Raw genomic sequence first — 19,533 nt, forward strand, 5'->3', positions numbered from 1 at the left:
TGATATCGCCTGCCATGCCTGGAACCAGATCGTCGAACAACCTTGGCGCATCATGTCAATCGGACTGCGCAATTGGGTACATAGGTTCTAGCAATCAACGGTTGGTATCAGACCTGCGGAAAATGGAGCGTCTCGTTAACGCCCAGAACCGTCGTCTCCAGGGCATCCGCGGCATGGACAGCAGCCCGGCAGCGCTTTCCGCCTGAGATATTCTGTATGCGGAGACAGGAATGTTCCTGATCTCCGCATACAGACATCACGCCGGATCACCGTAAATCCCGGCGCAGGCACAGACCGCTCAAAGATTGACGCAGCAGGGCAAAAGGGCGACATGCGGGAAACCGTCCTGCAGCAGAAGAGTCCGAATGTCCGCACCTCCCGTCTCCCGAACCCGGTCCTTTTCAGTCGTACTGGCCGTCGAACTGTGGGAACGGTTCGGATATTACGGAATGCAGGGCGTCCTCCTGCTCTTTCTCGTGCATGCCCTGCATTTTCCTGAAATCAACGCCACCCTGCTCATGGGTGCCTTCGCCGCCCTGACCTACGCCATCCCCGCCGCCGGAGGCTGGCTGGGAGACCGCGTGACAGGCTCCCGCCGCGCGGTTATCGCAGGCAGCCTCACGCTCAGCTTCGGCTATGCCCTGCTCGGTCTCGCCACCTTCGTCCCCGCAATGCTCTACGCCGGAATGGGCCTGGTGGCCGTCGGAAACGGCCTCTTCAAACCCAATGCCGCCAATCTCGTCCGCCGGATCTATGACGGAGACGACGCCCGGATCGATGCCGCGTTCACGCTCTATTATATGGCAGTCAACGTCGGATCGATGGTCTCCCTGCTGCTCACCCCCTGGCTTGCGGCCCATGTCGGATGGTTCGCCCCCTTCGCAACCTGCAGCGCCGGACTGCTCTCGGGCCTCGCCAGCGTGCTCCTCGGACGGCGCGCACTCGAACATGTCGGATCAGAACCCGATTTCCGGCCCTTCCCGGTCACATCCGTGCTGTTCACATGCGGCGGCGTACTGGTCTCGACCGCCCTCGTCGGCATCATCCTGTCCAGCCAGTCGCTCGCAAAAGCCATCGTCTGGCTGGCCGGACTGAGCGTTCTGATCGGCTGGACCGCGATCTATCTCAGATCAGACCGCCGGGCCAGAGCCGGGCTGAGGCTCGTCGGCCTCCTGGTCATGGAAACCATCCTGTTCTTCATCTTCTACGAACAGACATCAACATCCCTGATCCTCTTCGCGGAACACAATGTCCGCCAGGACTTCACCATCGCCGGACACACGCTGTTCAGCCTGACCGCCGGACAGCTCCAGGCACTCAACCCGTTCTGGATCATCCTCGCCAGCCCGATCCTCGCCCGCGTCTACGCACGCATGGCCGCCGCAGGCAGGGACTTCTCCATCGCCTCAAAATTCGTCGCAGGGTTCGGACTGGTCACCCTGGCCTTCGCCATCTGGTGGCTCAGCGCCGCCTGGTCACCCGAGCCGATGATCTCCCCCTGGGTCATGTTCTGGGCCTACGGCGCACAGTCCACAGGCGAACTCCTCATCAGCGCTCTCGGCCTCGCCTTCATCGCCCGATACGTGGACAGACGCATAGGCGCCTTTATGAGCGGCGCGTATTTCCTCTCGGTCGGGATCTCCATGTATCTCGGAAGCTTCGTTGCCAGCATGGCGGCACTCCCGGCCGCCAGCAGCACGGCAGATCCGGCCGCAACCCTGCCGGTCTACGCGGATCTCTTCCGGATGCTCACCCTGGTCGGGGCAGGCGGGACGATCCTGTTCGCCCTGCTGCTCCCTCTCGCCCGTAAATGGGACCGCGAATTCCAGCAGACAGGCGGCTGAACGCAAAACGGACCATCGGGCGGAAACTCCGCTCCGCCCGATGGTCAGACCGCCCTCAGGACAGCCCGCTCACAAACCGCCCGATCCGCGCACACGCCTCGCGCAGCATCTCATCAGACGTCGCACAGGAAAGCCGCAGATAAGGGGAAAGCCCGAACGCCTCGCCCGGCACCGTGGCCACATGCGCCTCCTCCAGAAGCGCAAACGCAAAATCCCTGTCCGATTCAAGCCTGCGTCCACCCGCAGATGTCTTCCCCAGACATCCGGCAATCCCCGGATAGACATAAAACGCCCCGTCCGGCAGAGCACAGCTCACACCCGGCAGACGACGCAGCGCGTCCGCCACCAGACTGCGCCGCCGCGCATAGGTCTCGCGCATCTCCAGGACAGACTCTGCAAGATCTGCATTCAGCGCCGCCGCCGCTCCGGCCTGGGCCAGAGTGCAGATGCCCGACGTCGCATTGCTCTGAACCGCCCTCATGGCCGTAATCAGATCACGATGCCCGCCCGCAAAACCAACACGCCAGCCCGTCATGGCATAAGCCTTCGCCATGCCGTTAAGCGTCAGAATCCGATACTTCAGATCCGGCACGACAGCCGCAAAGGATACGTGCTTCTTCCCGTCAAAAGTCAGATGCTCATAAATCTCATCCGACAGAATACGAAGCTTCGGAAAACGCCGGACAACTGCGGCAATGGCGTGATAATCCTCCTCAGAGCAGACAGCCCCCGTCGGATTGTTCGGAAAATTCAGAACCAGCCACACGCTGCGCTCCGTCAGAACCGCCTCCAGAGCCGCCGCCGTCAGCCGGAACCCGTCCTCCTCACGACAGGCCGCATAAACCGGAACACCGCCGAACATCCGGGCAATCAGCGGATAGCTCACCCAGTAGGGAGCAGGAACGACAACCTCATCCCCCGGATCAACCGTCGCCATGAACGCGTTGAAAATCACCTGCTTGCCGCCATTGCAGACGATAATCTCATCCTGGGCGTATTCCAGCCGGTTCTCCCGACGGAACTTGTCCGCAACAGCCTTTTTCAGAACAGGCGTGCCATCCACGGGCGGATATTTCGTCTGACCGGCCCGCGCCGCCTCATAAGCCGCCTCGACCGCAATATCCGGAGAGGCAAAATCCGGCTCCCCGAGCGCGAGCGAAATGACATCATGCCCCTGCGCCGCAAGAGCCCGCGCCCGCCGCGCCATCTCGATCGTCGCCGCCGCCGGAAGACCGGAAAGACGTGACGCAAACCCGGGAAGTCCGCTCATGATACCGCACCGTCTCGTGACAGGAACGGGGCCTGCACCCCGCCCGTAAAAAACACGCACAACCAACCGGTCCCGCACCGCGTCGAAAAACCGGCAGATCCCCCCTCAGGTCAGGGAGGAACAGAACCGCCGGATGCGCGCACACGCCTCGCGCAGGCTCTCCGTATCCGTAGCGTAGGACACGCGGAAATGCCCGGGGAACATGAATGCGGACCCGTGAACCGCCGCCACGCCCTGCTCCTCCAGAAGCGCCGTGACAAAATCCTCATCCGAGGAAATCAGCGTCCCGCCCGCAGACGTCCGGCCCAGACAGCCCTCCATGGACGGGAACACATAAAACGCCCCCTCCGGACAGGCACAGCTCAGACCGGGCACCTGATTGAGCATGGACACCACCAGATCACGCCGGGCCTGATAGACCTCCACCATCTCCCCGATAAAATCCTGCGGCCCGGTCACGGCCTCAAGCGCCGCCGCCTGGGCAATGGAACAGGTATTTGAGGTGGACTGCCCCTGCAGCTTGTTCATCGCCTTTGTGAGCACCGCCGGCGCCCCCGCAAAACCAATGCGCCAGCCGGTCATGGCATAGGCCTTCGACACGCCGTTCATCGTCACGGTCCGGTCCCGCAGCCGCGGCTCCACCTGCACGATGGTCGCAGGACGGAACCCGTCATAAACCAGCTTGTCATAAATATCGTCAGTGAAAATCCATACATCCGGATGCCGCAGAAGCACGTCGCACAGCGGCCGCAGATGCTCCTCGGAATAGGCCGCACCCGTCGGATTGCACGGCGAATTGAGCATGAACCACCTGGTCCGCGGCGTGATCGCCGCCTCAAGCTGCTCAGCCGTCAGCCGGAAGCCATTCTCCGCCTGACACGGAACAACCACAGGCGTCCCGTCCGCCAGAGACACGATATCCGGATAGGACACCCAGCAGGGGGAGGGGATCACAACCTCATCCCCCGCATTGAGCGTGGCCGTCATCGCGTTATAGATCACCTGCTTGCCGCCCGTGGAGACAATGATCTCCTCAGGACTGTAATCCAGCCCGGAATCCAGACGGAACCGCTCCGCAATCGCCCGCCGCAGCTCGGGCGTGCCGGCCACGTCGGTATATTTCGTCTGCCCGCCCTCGATCGCCGCAATCGCCGCCGCCCGGATATGCACCGGCGTCTGGAAATCAGGCTCACCGGCAGAGAGACTGATCACATCGCGCCCCTCCGCCTTCATGGCACGGGCCTTCGTGGAAATGACGATGGTCTGGCTGGGACTGACCCGGTTCAGACGGTCTGCGATGAGCTGCATGGTGTGGACTCACACTCTCGGTTCTGATTCGGCGCATAACCATAAAGCGTTTCCCCGCCCCGCGAAACGGCCCGCCCCGAACTTATCCGCGAACCCGCCCGCCCCGGCCCTGATCAGACAGCCCCGGCCCCCCCTGGAGTCCCCTCGGCAGAATCCCGGCAGACCCTCTGTGTAAGATAATCGGTCCACGAAGACATGCAGGTGGCGCAGAGCTGTTCTTCGTGTCATGACAGAACGGCTGCCGCAAAGAGGAGAGAAGCCCGTGTCCGCCGTCCATCAATACGAGCTTCTGGTCTTTCTGCTGGTCGTCATCATCGGGCTCGAACTCGTCGCACGCAAAATGCGCCTGCCCCCGGCCGCCGCCCTGATCGTCGGCGGAATCGCCCTGGCCCTGATCCCCGGAATGCCCCGGTTCGAACTCGATCCGGAACTGATCCTCGTCATCTTCCTGCCGCCGCTGCTCTCCGCAGGTGCCTTCAGAACAGCCTGGGCCGAATTCCGGACCCACCTGCCCGGGATCATCTCCCTCGCCGTCGGCGCGGTCATCTTCACAACCCTGGTCGTCGGCGTCGTCGTCCACCTGCTCGTGCCCTCGCTGCCCTGGGCTGTCTGCTTCGCCATCGGCGCCGTCGTCTCACCGCCCGACGCCGTCGCCGCAGGAGCCATCCTCCAGCGCCTCAGCCTGCCGGTCCGCCTGACAACCCTGCTCGAAGGCGAAAGCCTCCTCAATGACGCAACCGGCCTCGTCCTGCTGCGCTTCGCCGTCGCCGCCGGACTGACCGGCATGTTCAGCCCCGGCGCCGCACTCGGCTCCTTCCTGTGGGTCGCAGGCGCAGGCACAGTCGTCGGAATCATCGCCGGATTTGCCGGACAGTGGGTGTTCAGGCGCCTGCCCGAAAGCGAACTGAGCATCGTCGCCACACTCCTCCTCGCCACGATCTCCTACATCGCCGCCGAATGGATCCACGGCTCCGGCGTGCTCGCCACCGTCGCGGCAGGACTGATCACAGGACAGGGGCAGTTCCGCACCTTCACCGCCACCGTCCGCGTCCGCTCGGGTGCCTTCTGGGGCGTGCTGGTGTTCGTGCTCGAATCCGTCGTCTTCCTGCTGATCGGCATGTCCCTGCACGGCGCCTTCGCCCGTATGCTCGCGGCACCCGACGGAATCGTCGCCCTGGTCGTGCCCGCACTCGGCGTCATCGCCGCCGTGATCGTCTCCCGCTTCGTGTGGATCTACGGCACGACCTTCATCGAACATCTCTTCTCGGGACAGAAAAGCCGGAAAGACACCTTCGCCTCAGCCACCGTGCTCAGCTGGGCCGGAATGCGCGGCGTCGTCACCCTGGTCGGCGTGCTGTCCCTCCCGGATGAAATGCCAGGGCGCGACCTCGCCCAGATCTGCGCCTTCAGCGTGATCCTCGTCACCGTACTTGGGCAGGGAACCAGCCTCGGATGGCTCATCCGCTTCCTGCGGCTGTCCGGCGCGGAGGAACTCCTCGTCCGGCGCAACAGCGCCAACATCGCCTGGATGAAAGTCGCAGAAGCCCAGAAACGCGCCGTCATCGCCCTCTCACGCGGCCCGGACGGAGAGGAACTCCACCCCCGCCTGGTCGAACGCTATACCCATATGGCCCGCGCCACCGTCGAATACGCCGCAAGCCCGGAAGAACACCGGCCGAAGGAAGAAGCCCATTTCCACGTCGTCCTCGCCGCCATCGACGCAGGCCGCAAGGAAATCGTCAGACTGCACAACCAGGGTGAAGTGGATGATCACACACTGCGCGAACTGGGGCTGAACCTCGATCTCCAGGAAATGACAGCCGGCCTTCACCTGCACGAGGAAGAGGAATAACCGGGCACGCCCCTCAGATCACGTTCGCATCCTCATTGCGCGCCCGGAAATACCGCGCCATGTCACGGCGCAGGCGCGGCTTGTTGCCCGCCAGCTCCCAGACCCCCCTAGGTGTTACGGATCAGATCCGTCTCCGGACTGAACCGGTTGCGGATCAGGATGTCCCAGCGCCCCTCATAGGCCCGGTCGCGCTTCGATCCGTGGAAATGATGCTCGATCGTCCCGGCAATCGCCCCGAAATTCCCCGCGACATGGCGTCCGGCCCGCTCCTGCCACTGCAGAAGGGGTCGCCTGTACCCCTCGGAAATCCCTGAAGGCCAGCTCTCCCGCACCCGCCCGGCCAGAGCCAGCGCCATATGATGATCCGCAGAGCCGAGAACCGCCGTATCAGCCAGCCCCCCCCCAGCGAGGACAGGGCAGAACGCCGCGCCGCCCAGGCATAGCCCGGATGAGCAAAACGATAGGGAGAACGATGCGCCCCCGGACCCTGCAGGATCGGCTCCCCGTCCATCCACATGCGGCAGAATGACCGGTGCACCAGCATGTGCCCGCCGTCAGGACCAAGATCATAACAGTCCGTCCAGGGCTGGATCACGTCAAACTGCTGCAGCGCCTCAACCGTCTCGCGCGCCCAGTCAGGACGACGGAAGAAAATATCGCTGTCGATCCACGCCACATAGTTCCAGTCATCCGGAAGCCGGGAAATGCCGATGTTCAGACACCGCTCCTTCACCCAGGTCAGACTGTCCGCCCGGCCCCCGACATGATGAACGCCGGGAATGCGGCAGGTAAACGGACGGTCGCCATACTGGCACTCAACAACCGTCAGATGCACGCCCGACGCCAGCATATGCTGCGCCCACTCGTGATAGATCCGGTCAGGAACAGACCACTGCAGCGGGTTGGAACGGGTGGTCACGACATGAAGCCGCCGCGAACGGGAGGACATATGCGCGGAACAGGGAAGGGAAGGACACGAAAGGGAAGGGGCGGACCCGGAAACGGGACCGGCGTCAGAATGCATCAGGAGCTGAAATCCGGTATGAAATAAGAACATGAAATTCCACCCCGAAACAGGGCGGAACCCCAGCCTATACCTGTCCCCTGCGTGACTTATCGTGTATGCAGACACCATGGCTATTACAGACGAACAGGCGGCCGAGATTGCGGCCCATTCCGGCGAGGAGGCACGCACCCGCCGCCCGACCGTTCCCGCCCTCGAAGACATGCTCTTCCAGGTGATCCCCGTGCTCGATCACGGCTTCATCCGCGTGATCGACTACATGGGAGACGACTCCGCCATCGTGCAGGCCGCACGTGTCTCCTACGGAAAGGGAACCCGCAAGGTCTCCGAAGACGCCGGACTGATCCGCTACCTGATGCGGCACCGTCACAGTACCCCGTTCGAGATGTGCGAGATCAAGTTCCACATCAAACTGCCGATCTTCGTCGCACGCCAGTGGATCAGACACCGTACCGCAAACGTAAACGAATATTCCGCACGGTATTCCATCCTCGATAACGAGTTCTACATTCCCGAGTCGCAGCACCTCGCCGCCCAGAGCAGGAACAACCGCCAGGGCCGCGGAGAAATCCTGGAAGGCCAGGCCGCCGCGGACGTGCTCGACATCCTGCGTGACGACGCCGCCCGCTGCTACCGCAACTACGAGAAAATGCTGGGAGAGGACGAAAACGGCCACGGGCTCGCCCGCGAACTCGCCCGCATGAACCTCACACTCAACGCCTATACCCAGTGGTACTGGAAAACGGACCTGCATAACCTGATGCATTTCCTTTCCCTGCGCGCGGACCCGCACGCCCAGTACGAAATCCGCGTCTATGCGGAAGCCATGTTCGAGGTGCTCAAGGCCTGGACACCCGTCACCGCCGGCGCCTTCTCGGACTACCGCATCGGCGCCTTCACATTCTCCTCAACCATGCTCGCCGTCCTGCGCCGCAGACTCGCCGGAGAAAACGTGACACAGCCGGATTCCGGCCTCACGCGCCGGGAGTGGGACGAGATGCAGGCCGCGCTGGCAGGCTGATCCATGCAGGACCTGTACGAAAAAGCAAAGGAGATGCCGGAAGATCTCCGGAAGCTCAGACCCCCCGGACGGGAGCCGTCACTCCTCCCGTTCGGACTGCTCGCCGCCCTGCTCGTGGCCGCCTGGGTCGCCCTGAAAATCTTCCTGCCCGTACAACACCCGGTCCCGCTCTCCGACATCATACACACCACTCCGGCCCCGTCTCAGGAAACTCCCGCTGAAACCGCCCCGAACACAAAAGACCAGACAGAAAACCGATAACAGGGAAAACCAGAATGCGCAGATACGGAACACTGCCCCTCCTCTCCGCCGCCACACTCCTCACCGGACTGAACACGGCCACAGCCGCCCCCTCCGCAGCCCGCACCAGCCCGTTCGCCACGGAAAGCACGCTGCCCTACCACGCACCGCGCTTCGACCTGATCCGCGACACCGACTATCTCCCGGCCTTCGAACAGGCCATGAAGGAACATGACGCGGAAATCCGCAGGATCGCAGACAACCCGGCCGCACCCGATTTCGATAATACCATCGGCGCACTCGAAAAATCCGGACGCATGCTCGACCGCGTCAGCGAAACCTTCTTCGGGGTCGTCTCCGCAAATACAAGCCCCGAACTGGACCGCACGCAGGAAAAAGTCGCACCGCAGCTCAGCGCGCACCAGGACTCGCTCTACCTGAACGGAAAACTCTTCGAGCGCATCAGAACTCTTTACGAACACCGCGATACGCTCGGCCTGAACCCGGAACAGAAACAGGTCCTGGACCTCTATCACCAGGACTTCGTCCATGCAGGCGCACAGCTCTCCGCAGACGGACAGAAAACCCTGCGCAGCCTGAATACGAAAATCGCCTCTCTGGAAACGGCATTTTCTCAGAAACTCCTCGCCGCCGCAAAAGAAGCCGCCCTCGTGACCGACAGCGCGGACAAGCTCAGAGGTCTGGAGAAGGAACAGATCGACGCCGCGGCAAAAGCAGCAAAAGAGCGCGGCCTGAACCACTCCTGGCTCCTGCCGCTGCAGAACACCACACAGCAGCCTGCTCTGGGCGCGCTCGAAGACCGCAGCACACGCGAAGCCCTGTTCCGCCAGAGCTGGCTGCGGGCGGAAAACGGCGGAAAGAACGATACACGCGCGCTGATCGAGGAACTGGCACAGCTCCGCGCACAGAAAGCCGCCCTGTTCGGATATAAGAACTACGCCGCCTATGTCCTGTATGACCAGATGGCAAAAACACCAGAACAGGCAACAGGCTTCATAAAAAAACTGATCCCGGCCACGGCAGTCAACCAGAAACGCGAAGCCGCGGACCTGCAGAAACTCATAAAGGACAGCGGCGGAAACTTCGCGCTCAGACCCTGGGACTGGTCCTTCTATGCAGACCGCCTGAAAAAACAGCGCTACAATCTGGATGCTGCACAGGTCCGCCCGTATTTCGAACTCAATACCGTGCTGCAGGACGGCGTGTTCTACGCCGCAACACAGCTCTACGGAATCACATTCAGAAAACGCACCGATATCCCGGTCTATCAGCCCGATGTCATGGTGTATGAAGTGTTCGACAAGGACGGCTCCCCGCTCGGCCTGATGTATTTCGACTATTTCGCCCGCGACAACAAAAACGGCGGCGCATGGATGTCCAACTTCGTCGGACAGTCAAAAGCGCTGGGCACGAAACCCGTCATCTATAACGTCGCCAACCTGCCCAAACCGGCCGCAGGTCAGCCCGCCCTGATCAGCTTCGACGACGTGACAACCATGTTCCACGAATTCGGACACGCCCTGCACGGCCTGTTCGCAAATCAGGACTGGCCGGCGGTCTCAGGCACGAACGTCGCCAGAGACTTCGTGGAATTCCCGTCCCAGTTCAACGAACACTGGGCACTGGATCCCAAAGTCCTCGCGCATTACGCACGGCATTACAAAACCGGCGCTCCCGTTCCGCAGGAACTGGCAGAGAAAATCCGTAAATCCGCAACCTTCAACCAGGGCTACGCACTGGGCGAGATCGTCGCCGCCGCACAGCTCGACCTCGACTGGCACATGCTGACAGCCGACCAGCCGCGCCAGAAAACGGACGAGTTCGAAAAAGCCGCCCTGAGCCGCATGGGGCTGGACACGGACGACGTCCCCCCGCGCTACCGCTCGTCCTACTTCCTGCATATCTGGTCCAACGGATACCCGGCCGGATATTACGCCTATCTGTGGACAGAAATGCTCGATGACGACGCATGGTCCTGGTTCCGCCAGCACGGCGGCCTGACACGCGAGAACGGACAGCGCTTCCGCGACATGATCCTCTCCAGAGGACACACCGAAGACTACGCCACGATGTTCCGCGCCTTCTACGGCAAGGACCCGGATATCGATCCGATGCTGCGCCATCGCGGCCTGCTGCCCGGCGGAGACTGATCTCCGCCACACGGCGGCCCGGGTGGCTCCCGGGCCGCCCGGCGCCAGCCTTCAGACCCCGACGGCGTCAGTCCCCGGAAGGAGCGTCGCCGTCAGGACCGCCGGGGGACCGCGCCCAGCGCCAGCCCCCGCGTTCCTGACCACTCTCCCCGACACGCGACAGCTCCCGGTGGAACACGGCCACAGGCCATGCATCACTCCCCGGACCGGCTCCTTCAGGCCTGACAAGCTGCCGCGCCAGAGCCTCCGCAATCGTCACGGAGCGGTGCCGACCGCCTGAACAGCCGATCGCAATCGTCGCGTATTTCTTTCCTTCCTTCACAAAGCGCGGCAGAATCAGACACAGCATGGAAAGAATACCGGTAAAATACGCCGCATAATCCGGATCAGCACTGACATAGGCCGCAACAGGCTCATCCAGACCCGTCTTCTCGCGAAGATCGGCCTCATAATGCGGATTACGCAGAAAACGCGCGTCAAACACCATATCCGCCTCACGCGGCAGCCCGGCAGGATAGGCAAACGACATCAGCGTCACCGTCAGCCCCTCACCAGGACCCCGCAGCCAGTCCCCGAACCTAGTCTCGACAAGCCGCCGCAACTCAGGCGTGGAAAGATCAGACGTATCAATGACAAGATCCGCCCTGTCCCGAAGCGTCGCGGTCAGCGCGATCTCCGCCTCGATCCCCTCCTTCACGCTCCCCAGAGGCGCAAGAGGATGCCGCCGCCGCGTGGCGGTATAACGCCGCAGGAGAGATGTCTCATCCGCCGTGGCATAGATCAGCTCGGCAGAAGGACCAGGCCCCTGCTTGAGCCGCAGCAGAGCCTCCAGAACGCTGCGGGCATCAAAGCCGCGCGTGCGGGAATCCACCCCGATCGCCAGAGGCCGGTCCGCCCTAGCCGCAATCGCATCCAGCATCCCCAGAGGAGGATTATCAATAACCTCCCGCCCCAGATCCTCAAGAATATGAAGAATCGTGGACTTCCCGGCTCCGGAAAGCCCGGTCACCAGCAGCACGCGGGGAGGGGAGGTCAGGTTGCCATCAGACGAGGTGATCACCTGTTTTCCTTGAGGCCTGTGGAACAGATAGGCAGATCGTAACGTTAAGGATAAGGCAGAGGCATGGTCAACATCCTGACGGAATATTGCAGATATTCCGCCCCGGCGATGCAGTTAAGGAAAAAAATTACCAAAAATTTGTAACAAAATATCTTTCCCTCTGCACCCTGATCGGATTATGACCATTTCGTGACACAGAGGCAGAGGAGGCGGAGCGATGCTTGCACAACAGATCACACGCAGGAATGGCACCTCCGTACACCCGGGCCGGGAACCGGTGAAATTCTCCTGTGACCGCAGACACGGCCGCCTGACCCTCCGCCGCCTGACCGGATACGACGCCGGAACCGGCCGCTACCCCGAACGCATGAGCGAACAGCTCCGCCTCGCCGTCACCCACGGCGTCCACTCGCTCTCGGAAGCCGGTGTCGCCCTCGAGGACGTGGTCAAGGTGATCTACCGTGTCCGGGACGCACAGCGCCTCCCGTCCTGTCTGTCCGGCCTCGGAGATCCCTTCGCGGACGCCACACCCGCCTCGGTCTTCCAGATCGTGGACAGCTTCGAAAGGCCGGATGTCGAGATCGAAGTCGAACTCGTCGCACGGATCAGGGAACAGCATATCTGATCCCTCCGATCCGGACCCGGGCGGCCCCGCTCGCGCATTGCGCCCTGACAGAGGCCAGAATGCGTATCCTCTTTCTTGAAGATCAGCTCAGGAAGAAAGACGAAACCTGAAACCGCCTCAGACCACACCCGTCCCGCGCCGCCGCAGAAGAAACAGCGCATAGATCGCAGCATTCACAACACACAGCAGAACCGCGACAACCGCAAACCCCCACCAGTCCCACCTGCTGTAAAGTGCCGCCCCGATGCCGGACCCGGCCGCCCCGAAAAGAAAGATCGCGGTCATATAAGCTGCATTCAGACGCCCGCGTGATCCCTCATGCAGACCATAAACCACACGCTGGCTGACAATCTGATTGGTCTGAACCCCGGCATCCAGAAACAGAGCCAGAACCGCAAGACCGATCAGCCAATCACCCGAAACAGCCGGACCCGACAGCAGCGATGCACAGCCGATCACCCCGATCGCCCCCCAGGTCGCCGCACGCGTATATCCCGCATCCGCCAGCCGCCCGGCCACAGGCGCCGCCAGAGCCCCGCCGGCCCCGGCCAGCGCAAAAGCGGCAATCCCTGCCTGACCCAGACCGAAACGCGCATGCAGCATCAGCGGAACAGACGTCCAGAACATGTTGAACACCGCAAAAAGCAGCCCCTGACACAAAATACGCTGCCGTAACGGCGCATATTCCGCCACAAGATGCCCGATCGACCGCAGCAGAGCCCCGTAGGACATGCGATGCTCCGGCGTATATCGCGGCAACACACGCCACAGAACCGCACCCGTCAGAGCCATCATCACAGCGGAAATCCAGAACATCGCCCGCCAGCCGAACACCGCCGCAACCGCATTCGCCAGAGGCCGGGACAGCATGATGCCCGTCAGCAGCCCGCCCATGATGTTCCCGATCACACGCCCGCGCTCCGCAGGCGTCACAAACCGCGTCGCGAGAGGCAGCAGGATCTGGCACCCCACCGAACACAGCCCCACAGCCACCGAACACGCCATGAACAGCCCGCCGCTGCGGCTCAGGGCCGCCCCGACCAGAGCCGCCACAAGACCCGCAAACGTCATCAGGATCAGACGCCGGTTCTCGGAACGGTCAGACAGCGGAACGATAAAAAACAGACCGGCCCCGTAGCCGATCTGGTTGAACATCACGATGCTCCCCGCCAGCGCCGGAGAGACCGCAAGCTCACGCGTGATCGGACCGATCAGAGCCTGCGCGTAATAGATATTGGCCACGGCCAGACCACAGGCCGCCGCAAAAACACCCGTCATGGCAGGAGACAATCTGAAATCCGACTGCGTCATGAACCCCCCCCCCGGATAAAACCGCCGGACACAAAACGCGGCATCATAGCCGATCGTCCGGAAAATCACGCCCGCCCGGAGACATAAAAACAAAAAAACTGCCCGCCCCTGGAAAGAGACGGACAGGCCATACCCGGAAACCGGAAGAAAAGATCAGTTCTTCGCCTTGTCAACGAGCTTGGATTTCGTAATCCACGGCATCATCTCACGCAGCTTCGCACCGGTCTTCTCAATCAGATGCTCGTCATTGCGCGCACGGATCGCCTTGAACCCGACACCGCCGGACTGGTTCTCAAGAATGAAGTTGCGGACAAACGTGCCGTCCTGAATATCCGTCAGAACCCGCTTCATCTCCGCCTTCGTCTCCGGCGTGATGATGCGCGGACCCGTCACATACTCACCATACTCCGCCGTGTTGGAGATGGAGTAGTTCATGTTCGCGATGCCGCCCTCATAGATCAGATCCACAATCAGCTTCATCTCATGCAGACACTCGAAATACGCCATCTCGGGAGCATAGCCGCCCTCAACCAGCGTCTCGAACCCGGCACGGATCAGATCAACGACACCGCCGCACAGAACCGCCTGCTCACCGAACAGGTCGGTCTCGACCTCTTCCTTGAACGTCGTCTCGATAATGCCCGCACGACCGCCGCCATTGGCAGATGCATAGGACAGCGCGATCTCAAGCGCATTGCCCGACGCGTTCTGCGCCACAGCCACCAGAGACGGAACGCCGCCGCCACGCTGATACTCGGAACGGACCGTATGCCCCGGACCCTTCGGCGCGATCAGGAACACATCCAGATCCGGACGGGCCTCGATGATGCGGAAATGAATCGACAGACCATGGGCAAAAGCCAGAGCCGCACCCTGCTTCAGATTCTTCTCCAGGCTGTCCCTATACAGCGCGCCCTGACCCTCATCCGGCGTCAGAACCATCACCACATCAGCCCATTTCGCAGCCTCGTCCGGCGTCATGACCTTAAAGCCCGCAGCCTCAGCCTTCGCCACGGCAGAAGACCCGGCACGCAGACCGACAACGATGTCCTTAACGCCGCTGTCCTTGAGGTTGTTGGCATGGGCATGGCCCTGGCTGCCGTAACCGATGATCGCAACCTTCTTGTTCTTGATCAGGTTCACATCGGCATCGCGATCATAATAGACACGCATGGACATTACTTTTTCCTACCTTTCCAAAACAGCCGCAGGCATCCCGCCCCGGCGTCAGATCGTCTGAGGACCGCGGACCAGAGCGGCAGCTCCCGTGCGGGAAATCTCCACCAGGCCCAGAGGCCGCATCAGATCGATAAAACTGTCAAGCTTGTCAGCCGAACCGGTCAGCTCGAACACGAAAGACCGCGCCGTCGTGTCCACCGCCCGCGCCCGGAACGCCTCGGCAATCCGCAGCGCCTCCGTCCTCGGCTCACCCGTGGATACAACCTTCACCAGAGCCATCTCACGGGCAATATGCGGTCCCGTCGCCGTCAGATTGACCACATGACACACCGGAACCAGACGGTCGAGCTGCGCGCAGATCTGCTCAATAATCGCCACCGTGCCGCAGGTCACGATGTTGATGCGCGACTGAGACCCGTCCTCCGTCACCGGAGCCACCGTCAGACTCTCGATGTTGTAGCCACGCCCGGAAAACAGACCGACAACACGGGCCAGAACACCGCTCTCATTATCCACCAGAGCCGAAATCACAGCCCGCTGGAACGTCTCGATATCACCCTGAATGTAGCGCTCTCCGGTCACGGAAGCTCCCATCGTCTGGCTCATGATCAGTCAGGTCCCGAAACAGAAATTCCGCAGCCGGGACAGACCCCGCATCACGGAAAATAAAGAGAAAACAGAGACGGACACACCGCCCCGCACAACGCAAACCCCGAAGGGAGACGGAAAATCAGACGAGCATCCGGCCTTCCTCACCAATCCCCTTCGACCGCTGCTCCTGCTCAGGCCCCAGGATCATCTCGTTATGCGGCGCCCCCGACGGGATCATCGGAAAACAGTTCTCCCCCTCGGCAACGCAGATATCGACAACCACAGCCCCCGGATGCGCCAGAGCCTCACGGATCACACCATCCAGATCCGCAAGTCGCGTCACCTGCATGCCTTTCGCATGAAAACTCTCCGCCAGCTTCACAAAATCCGGCAGCGCATCGGAATAGCTCTCGGAATAGCGCGACCCGTGCAGAAGCTCCTGCCACTGCCGCACCATGCCCATATAATGGTTGTTGATGATGAACACCTTCACCGGAAGACGATACTGCGCAATCGTCCCCAGCTCCTGAATGTTCATCAGCGTGGACGCCTCACCGGCCACATCGATCACCAGAGCTTCCGGATGCGCGATCTGCGCCCCCATCGCCGCCGGCAGACCATAGCCCATCGTCCCCAGACCACCCGATGTCAGCCAGCGCTGCGGATGATCGAACCGGAAAAACTGCGCCGCCCACATCTGATGCTGGCCAACCTCGGTGGACACATACGTCTCCCGCCCGGTCTCACGCGCCAGCTCATAAATCCGGCGGATCGCCTGCTGCGGCTTGATCACCGCATCCGGAGCCGGATCCTGCGTGAACCGCAGACAGTCCAGAGCCCGCCACACCTCAATCCGCGCCATCCAGGCGTCCAGCGCCGCCGCATCCGGCTCGCCGGGCTGCGCATCCCACTCACGCACCATCGCGGAAATCACACGCCCCGCATCGCCGATGACAGGCATATCCACGCGGATGATCTTGTTGATCTGCGCCGGATCAATATCGACGTGAATCTTGAAGGAATGCGGAGAGAACTTATCAACCCGCCCCGTCACCCGGTCATCAAAACGCGACCCGAGCGCAATCAGAACGTCACAGTCATGCGTCGCCAGATTGGCCTCATACGTCCCGTGCATCCCCAGCATCCCCAGAGACTGCGGATCAGTCCCCGGAAACGCCCCCAGACCCATCAGGGTCTGCACACAGGGATACCCGGTGCGCCGGATGAAATCCGTCAGCTCCGCACACGCCTCAGCACCCGCATTGATCACGCCGCCGCCGACATAGAACAGAGGCCGTTTCGCCCCCTTCATCGCCGCAACAGCCTCGCGGATCACCGCCGGATCAGGCTCCGTCTGCGGCTGATAGGACCGGCGGCCATTGCGCGCCGGCGGAAGATAGGGCGCATCCCCGACCGTGATGTTCTTGGGAAGATCCACCAGAACCGGACCCGGACGCCCCGAACGCGCAATCTCGAACGCCTCATGAACCGTCCGCGCCAGCTCATCAGGATGCTTCACAAGATAATTGTATTTCGTCGCCGGACGGGTGATCCCCGTGGTGTCAGCCTCCTGAAACGCATCATTGCCGATCAGAGCCACAGGCACCTGACCACACAGACACACCAGAGGAACGGAATCCATCAGCGCATCCAGCAGACCGGTCACGGCATTCGTCGCCCCCGGACCACTCGTCACCAGAACCACACCCACACGCCCCGTGGACCGGGCATAGGCCTCCGCCGCATGAACCGCAGCCTGCTCATGCCGCACCAGGATATGACGGATCCTGTCCTGCCTGAACAGAGCATCGTAAATCGGAAGAACCGCACCGCCGGGATAACCGAAAACAACCTCAACGCCCTGCTCGGTCAGCGCACGGATGAGAACCTCGGCACCCGGCATCGCGGATGAGGTCTCAGGCGCCCGCTCAGGCTGTGTCCCGGTATTCGTGATCGCGTTCATATCCTCGGCCTCCCGGTCAGACAAAACCGGATCTGCTGGTCGCGCCAGGCCTTCAGGGACAAGGCGACGGGAAGGCGGGTGTAAGCCCCCGCATACGCTCCGTCAACCGTCATTTTCAATAAATGATAATATTTTCTGCATATACCTTTCCATAAATTGCTCAGAAATGCGATTTTCCATCTCAAAAATAATTTCATCGCCCTCAGGCACAAGACGCTGATGCGCAAACCACGTCGCCTGCCGCCGGATATACTGCCCCGTCGCCGTCACCGCCCGGAGCCGCGCCTCCGCCTCCGTCAGCTCCCCGCGCAGCATCGCCGCAATCTCCGGAACCCCGTGCGCCCGCATCGCCGGAAGGGCAGGGGACAGACCCAGAGCCAGCAGGGACCGGACCTCATCCGCAGCCCCCTGAGCCATCATCGCCTCAAACCGCACCGCAATCGCCTCCCGCAGCGCCACACGTTCCGGGCTGAGACGGATCACACGAAACCGGCACGCCGCCGCCGGAAGCGCCGCCTCCCGCCGCCAGGCACACAGCCCGCGCCCCGTCCCGCGCCACACCTCCCAGGCCCGGGACACACGCTGCGTGTCCGACGGACGCAGCGTCGCCGCCGTCTCCGGATCAGCCGCAGCCAGACGTGCATGCAGCGCCGCAGAACCGATCTCCTCCGCCAGACGCCGCGCCTCAGCCCGCGCCTCCTCCCCGGGATCGGGAATCTCCGCCAGCCCCGCCGTCAGCGCCCGCAGATACATCCCCGTGCCACCACACAGAACCGGAACCGCCCCCGCAGACCAGGCCCGCTCCATCTCCTCCAGAGCCCGCAGACGCCACCACGCCACACTCCCGGCCTCCGACGCAGGCAGCACGCCATAAAGACGATGCGGCACACACGCCTCCTCCTGCAAAGACGGACGCGCCGTCAGAATCCGGAGTTCACGATAAACCTGCATGGAGTCCGCATTGATCACGACCCCGCCCGCAGCCCGGGCAACCGCCAGAGCCAGCGCGGATTTCCCCGAACAGGTCGGACCAGCAATCATCACGGCCCGTCGTTTCTCTTGCCTCACGCCCTCATCCCTGTCACATCGGCCAGACCATGAGCTTCATACTCACACTCGTCGCCCCCCGCGAGGCGACAACACTGACAGACAGCCAGATTTCCGCCGCCCGCGATATGGTCAGAGGCGGACAGCCGGTCATCCTCTCACCCGGAGAAGCGGCAGACATCCCCTGCGGAGAAATAAAACCCGCACAGCACGACGCCGCCCGCGCCGCCTTCGGACGCTACGGCATCGACGTCCTCGTCACAAAAAGCCGCGGCCGCCGCAAGGCCGTCCTCGTCGCAGACATGGACAGCACCATCGTCACCAGCGAAACCCTGGACGAAATCGCAGCCCTCGCAGGCATCGGCGAAGAGGTCACCGCCATCACCCGCCGCTCCATGAACGGAGAACTCAACTTCGAACAGGCCCTGCGCGAACGCGTCGCCCTGCTCAAAGGCAAATCCGCAGACCTGCTCGAACAGGTCTGGACAAAAACGGAACTCACCCCCGGAGCCCGCGAACTGGTCGCAACCATGCGCGCCCATAACGCCACGACAGCCCTGGTCTCCGGAGGCTTCACCTTCTTCACCTCACGCGTGAAAACCCTCTGCGGCTTCACCGAAGATCACGCCAATACACTGCTGGAAAACAACGGAATCCTCACCGGAGAAACCGGAGAACCCGTCCTCGGACCGGACGCAAAACTGCAGCACCTCACACGGATCGCAGAAGAACGCGGCGTAAAACCCGCCGCCACACTGGCCATCGGAGACGGCGCGAACGACCTCCCCATGCTCCGCAACGCAGGCCTCGGACTCGCATTCCACGGAAAACCCGTCGTCCGCAGGGAAATCACCAACCGCATCGACCACGGAACCCTCCGCGCCGCCCTCTTCGCTCAGGGCTATCCCGCAACAGCCTTCCGCTCCGGATAACACGTCGGCGACCAGACGTGGAGGGATCGAAGAACCGTTGATTGATGTTCTTGGCGAGTAATTTCTGGGTTTTGGCGCTTTGATTGACGGTTTTT

At 62.2% G+C, this 19,533-nt stretch carries 16 protein-coding genes; 7 read left to right on the forward strand and 9 right to left on the reverse strand.

Annotated features, from left to right (window positions below):
* Nucleotides 1-365 precede the first annotated feature (365 nt).
* The gene (locus LOC54_RS07100) at nt 366-1,844 is read left to right on the forward strand and encodes an oligopeptide:H+ symporter (RefSeq protein WP_279313128.1); all 1,479 of its coding nucleotides are present in this window, start codon (nt 366-368) and stop codon (nt 1,842-1,844) included.
* Nucleotides 1,845-1,899: 55 nt separating this feature from the next.
* On the opposite strand, the gene LOC54_RS07105 is transcribed toward LOC54_RS07100, so the two are convergent.
* Nucleotides 1,900-3,114, reverse strand: coding sequence for a pyridoxal phosphate-dependent aminotransferase (locus LOC54_RS07105; RefSeq protein ID WP_279313129.1), 1,215 nt, complete (start codon nt 3,112-3,114; stop codon nt 1,900-1,902).
* A 105-nt stretch (nt 3,115-3,219) separates the two neighbouring features.
* Complete coding sequence (locus LOC54_RS07110; protein WP_279313130.1) at nt 3,220-4,422, reverse strand: pyridoxal phosphate-dependent aminotransferase; 1,203 nt, start codon at nt 4,420-4,422, stop codon at nt 3,220-3,222.
* A gap of 262 nt (nt 4,423-4,684) precedes the next feature.
* On the opposite strand from LOC54_RS07110, the gene LOC54_RS07115 reads away from it, so the two are divergent.
* Entirely contained in the window at nt 4,685-6,274 is a 1,590-nt protein-coding gene (locus LOC54_RS07115; RefSeq protein ID WP_279313131.1) for a Na+/H+ antiporter, read from the forward strand.
* A 154-nt stretch (nt 6,275-6,428) separates the two neighbouring features.
* On the opposite strand, the gene LOC54_RS07120 is transcribed toward LOC54_RS07115, so the two are convergent.
* The gene (locus tag LOC54_RS07120) at nt 6,429-7,223 is read right to left on the reverse strand and encodes a hypothetical protein (RefSeq protein ID WP_279313132.1); all 795 of its coding nucleotides are present in this window, start codon (nt 7,221-7,223) and stop codon (nt 6,429-6,431) included.
* A 184-nt stretch (nt 7,224-7,407) separates the two neighbouring features.
* Between LOC54_RS07120 and thyX the strand changes: the two genes are divergently transcribed.
* Genes thyX through LOC54_RS07135 form a run of 3 tightly spaced genes read left to right on the forward strand, consistent with a single transcriptional unit; the run spans nt 7,408 to nt 10,730 of the window.
* The gene (thyX, locus tag LOC54_RS07125) at nt 7,408-8,319 is read left to right on the forward strand and encodes an FAD-dependent thymidylate synthase (protein ID WP_279313133.1); all 912 of its coding nucleotides are present in this window, start codon (nt 7,408-7,410) and stop codon (nt 8,317-8,319) included.
* Between the two features lie 3 nt (nt 8,320-8,322).
* The gene (locus tag LOC54_RS07130) at nt 8,323-8,580 is read left to right on the forward strand and encodes a hypothetical protein (RefSeq protein WP_279313134.1); all 258 of its coding nucleotides are present in this window, start codon (nt 8,323-8,325) and stop codon (nt 8,578-8,580) included.
* Nucleotides 8,581-8,594: 14 nt separating this feature from the next.
* Complete coding sequence (locus LOC54_RS07135; protein WP_279313135.1) at nt 8,595-10,730, forward strand: M3 family metallopeptidase; 2,136 nt, start codon at nt 8,595-8,597, stop codon at nt 10,728-10,730.
* A gap of 67 nt (nt 10,731-10,797) precedes the next feature.
* Here the strand turns inward: LOC54_RS07135 and rapZ are convergent, their stop codons facing one another.
* Entirely contained in the window at nt 10,798-11,790 is a 993-nt protein-coding gene (gene rapZ, locus LOC54_RS07140; RefSeq protein WP_279313136.1) for an RNase adapter RapZ, read from the reverse strand.
* 217 nt (nt 11,791-12,007) lie between these two features.
* Between rapZ and LOC54_RS07145 the strand changes: the two genes are divergently transcribed.
* Nucleotides 12,008-12,415: a hypothetical protein gene (locus LOC54_RS07145; protein WP_279313137.1), complete on the forward strand. Its 408-nt coding sequence runs from the start codon at nt 12,008-12,010 to the stop codon at nt 12,413-12,415.
* A 117-nt stretch (nt 12,416-12,532) separates the two neighbouring features.
* On the opposite strand, the gene LOC54_RS07150 is transcribed toward LOC54_RS07145, so the two are convergent.
* The 5 genes from LOC54_RS07150 to miaA form a co-directional block, all read right to left on the reverse strand.
* Complete coding sequence (locus tag LOC54_RS07150; protein ID WP_279313138.1) at nt 12,533-13,726, reverse strand: MFS transporter; 1,194 nt, start codon at nt 13,724-13,726, stop codon at nt 12,533-12,535.
* 153 nt (nt 13,727-13,879) lie between these two features.
* Nucleotides 13,880-14,899: a ketol-acid reductoisomerase gene (gene ilvC / locus LOC54_RS07155; protein WP_279313141.1), complete on the reverse strand. Its 1,020-nt coding sequence runs from the start codon at nt 14,897-14,899 to the stop codon at nt 13,880-13,882.
* Nucleotides 14,900-14,953: 54 nt separating this feature from the next.
* Nucleotides 14,954-15,499, reverse strand: coding sequence for an acetolactate synthase small subunit (gene ilvN, locus LOC54_RS07160; protein WP_279313142.1), 546 nt, complete (start codon nt 15,497-15,499; stop codon nt 14,954-14,956).
* A gap of 136 nt (nt 15,500-15,635) precedes the next feature.
* On the reverse strand, nt 15,636-17,459 hold the full coding sequence (gene ilvB, locus LOC54_RS07165) for a biosynthetic-type acetolactate synthase large subunit (protein WP_279313139.1): 1,824 nt from the start codon (nt 17,457-17,459) through the stop codon (nt 15,636-15,638).
* A 102-nt stretch (nt 17,460-17,561) separates the two neighbouring features.
* Entirely contained in the window at nt 17,562-18,500 is a 939-nt protein-coding gene (gene miaA / locus LOC54_RS07170; RefSeq protein WP_279313143.1) for a tRNA (adenosine(37)-N6)-dimethylallyltransferase MiaA, read from the reverse strand.
* Nucleotides 18,501-18,556: 56 nt separating this feature from the next.
* Here miaA and serB point away from each other — a divergent pair, with 56 nt between their 5' ends.
* Nucleotides 18,557-19,438, forward strand: coding sequence for a phosphoserine phosphatase SerB (gene serB, locus LOC54_RS07175; RefSeq protein WP_279313140.1), 882 nt, complete (start codon nt 18,557-18,559; stop codon nt 19,436-19,438).
* Nucleotides 19,439-19,533: the final 95 nt, after the last annotated feature.

Source organism: Acetobacter sp. AN02, from assembly GCF_029759835.1.
Classification (GTDB): Bacteria; Pseudomonadota; Alphaproteobacteria; order Acetobacterales; family Acetobacteraceae; genus Acetobacter.

Excerpts from the sequence above, each read along its gene's own strand:
- serB (WP_279313140.1), top strand. The coding sequence starts at position 18,557 with ATGAGCTTCATACTCACACTCGTCGCCCCCCGCGAGGCGACAACACTG.
- LOC54_RS07145 (WP_279313137.1), top strand. The coding sequence starts at position 12,008 with ATGCTTGCACAACAGATCACACGCAGGAATGGCACCTCCGTACACCCG.
- LOC54_RS07100 (WP_279313128.1), top strand. The coding sequence starts at position 366 with ATGTCCGCACCTCCCGTCTCCCGAACCCGGTCCTTTTCAGTCGTACTG.
- LOC54_RS07135 (WP_279313135.1), top strand. The coding sequence starts at position 8,595 with ATGCGCAGATACGGAACACTGCCCCTCCTCTCCGCCGCCACACTCCTC.
- LOC54_RS07105 (WP_279313129.1), bottom strand. The coding sequence starts at position 3,114 with ATGAGCGGACTTCCCGGGTTTGCGTCACGTCTTTCCGGTCTTCCGGCG.
- LOC54_RS07120 (WP_279313132.1), bottom strand. The coding sequence starts at position 7,223 with ATGTCCTCCCGTTCGCGGCGGCTTCATGTCGTGACCACCCGTTCCAAC.
- LOC54_RS07130 (WP_279313134.1), top strand. The coding sequence starts at position 8,323 with ATGCAGGACCTGTACGAAAAAGCAAAGGAGATGCCGGAAGATCTCCGG.
- LOC54_RS07110 (WP_279313130.1), bottom strand. The coding sequence starts at position 4,422 with ATGCAGCTCATCGCAGACCGTCTGAACCGGGTCAGTCCCAGCCAGACC.
- miaA (WP_279313143.1), bottom strand. The coding sequence starts at position 18,500 with ATGATTGCTGGTCCGACCTGTTCGGGGAAATCCGCGCTGGCTCTGGCG.
- LOC54_RS07150 (WP_279313138.1), bottom strand. The coding sequence starts at position 13,726 with ATGACGCAGTCGGATTTCAGATTGTCTCCTGCCATGACGGGTGTTTTT.
- thyX (WP_279313133.1), top strand. The coding sequence starts at position 7,408 with ATGGCTATTACAGACGAACAGGCGGCCGAGATTGCGGCCCATTCCGGC.
- ilvC (WP_279313141.1), bottom strand. The coding sequence starts at position 14,899 with ATGCGTGTCTATTATGATCGCGATGCCGATGTGAACCTGATCAAGAAC.
- ilvB (WP_279313139.1), bottom strand. The coding sequence starts at position 17,459 with ATGAACGCGATCACGAATACCGGGACACAGCCTGAGCGGGCGCCTGAG.
- ilvN (WP_279313142.1), bottom strand. The coding sequence starts at position 15,499 with ATGGGAGCTTCCGTGACCGGAGAGCGCTACATTCAGGGTGATATCGAG.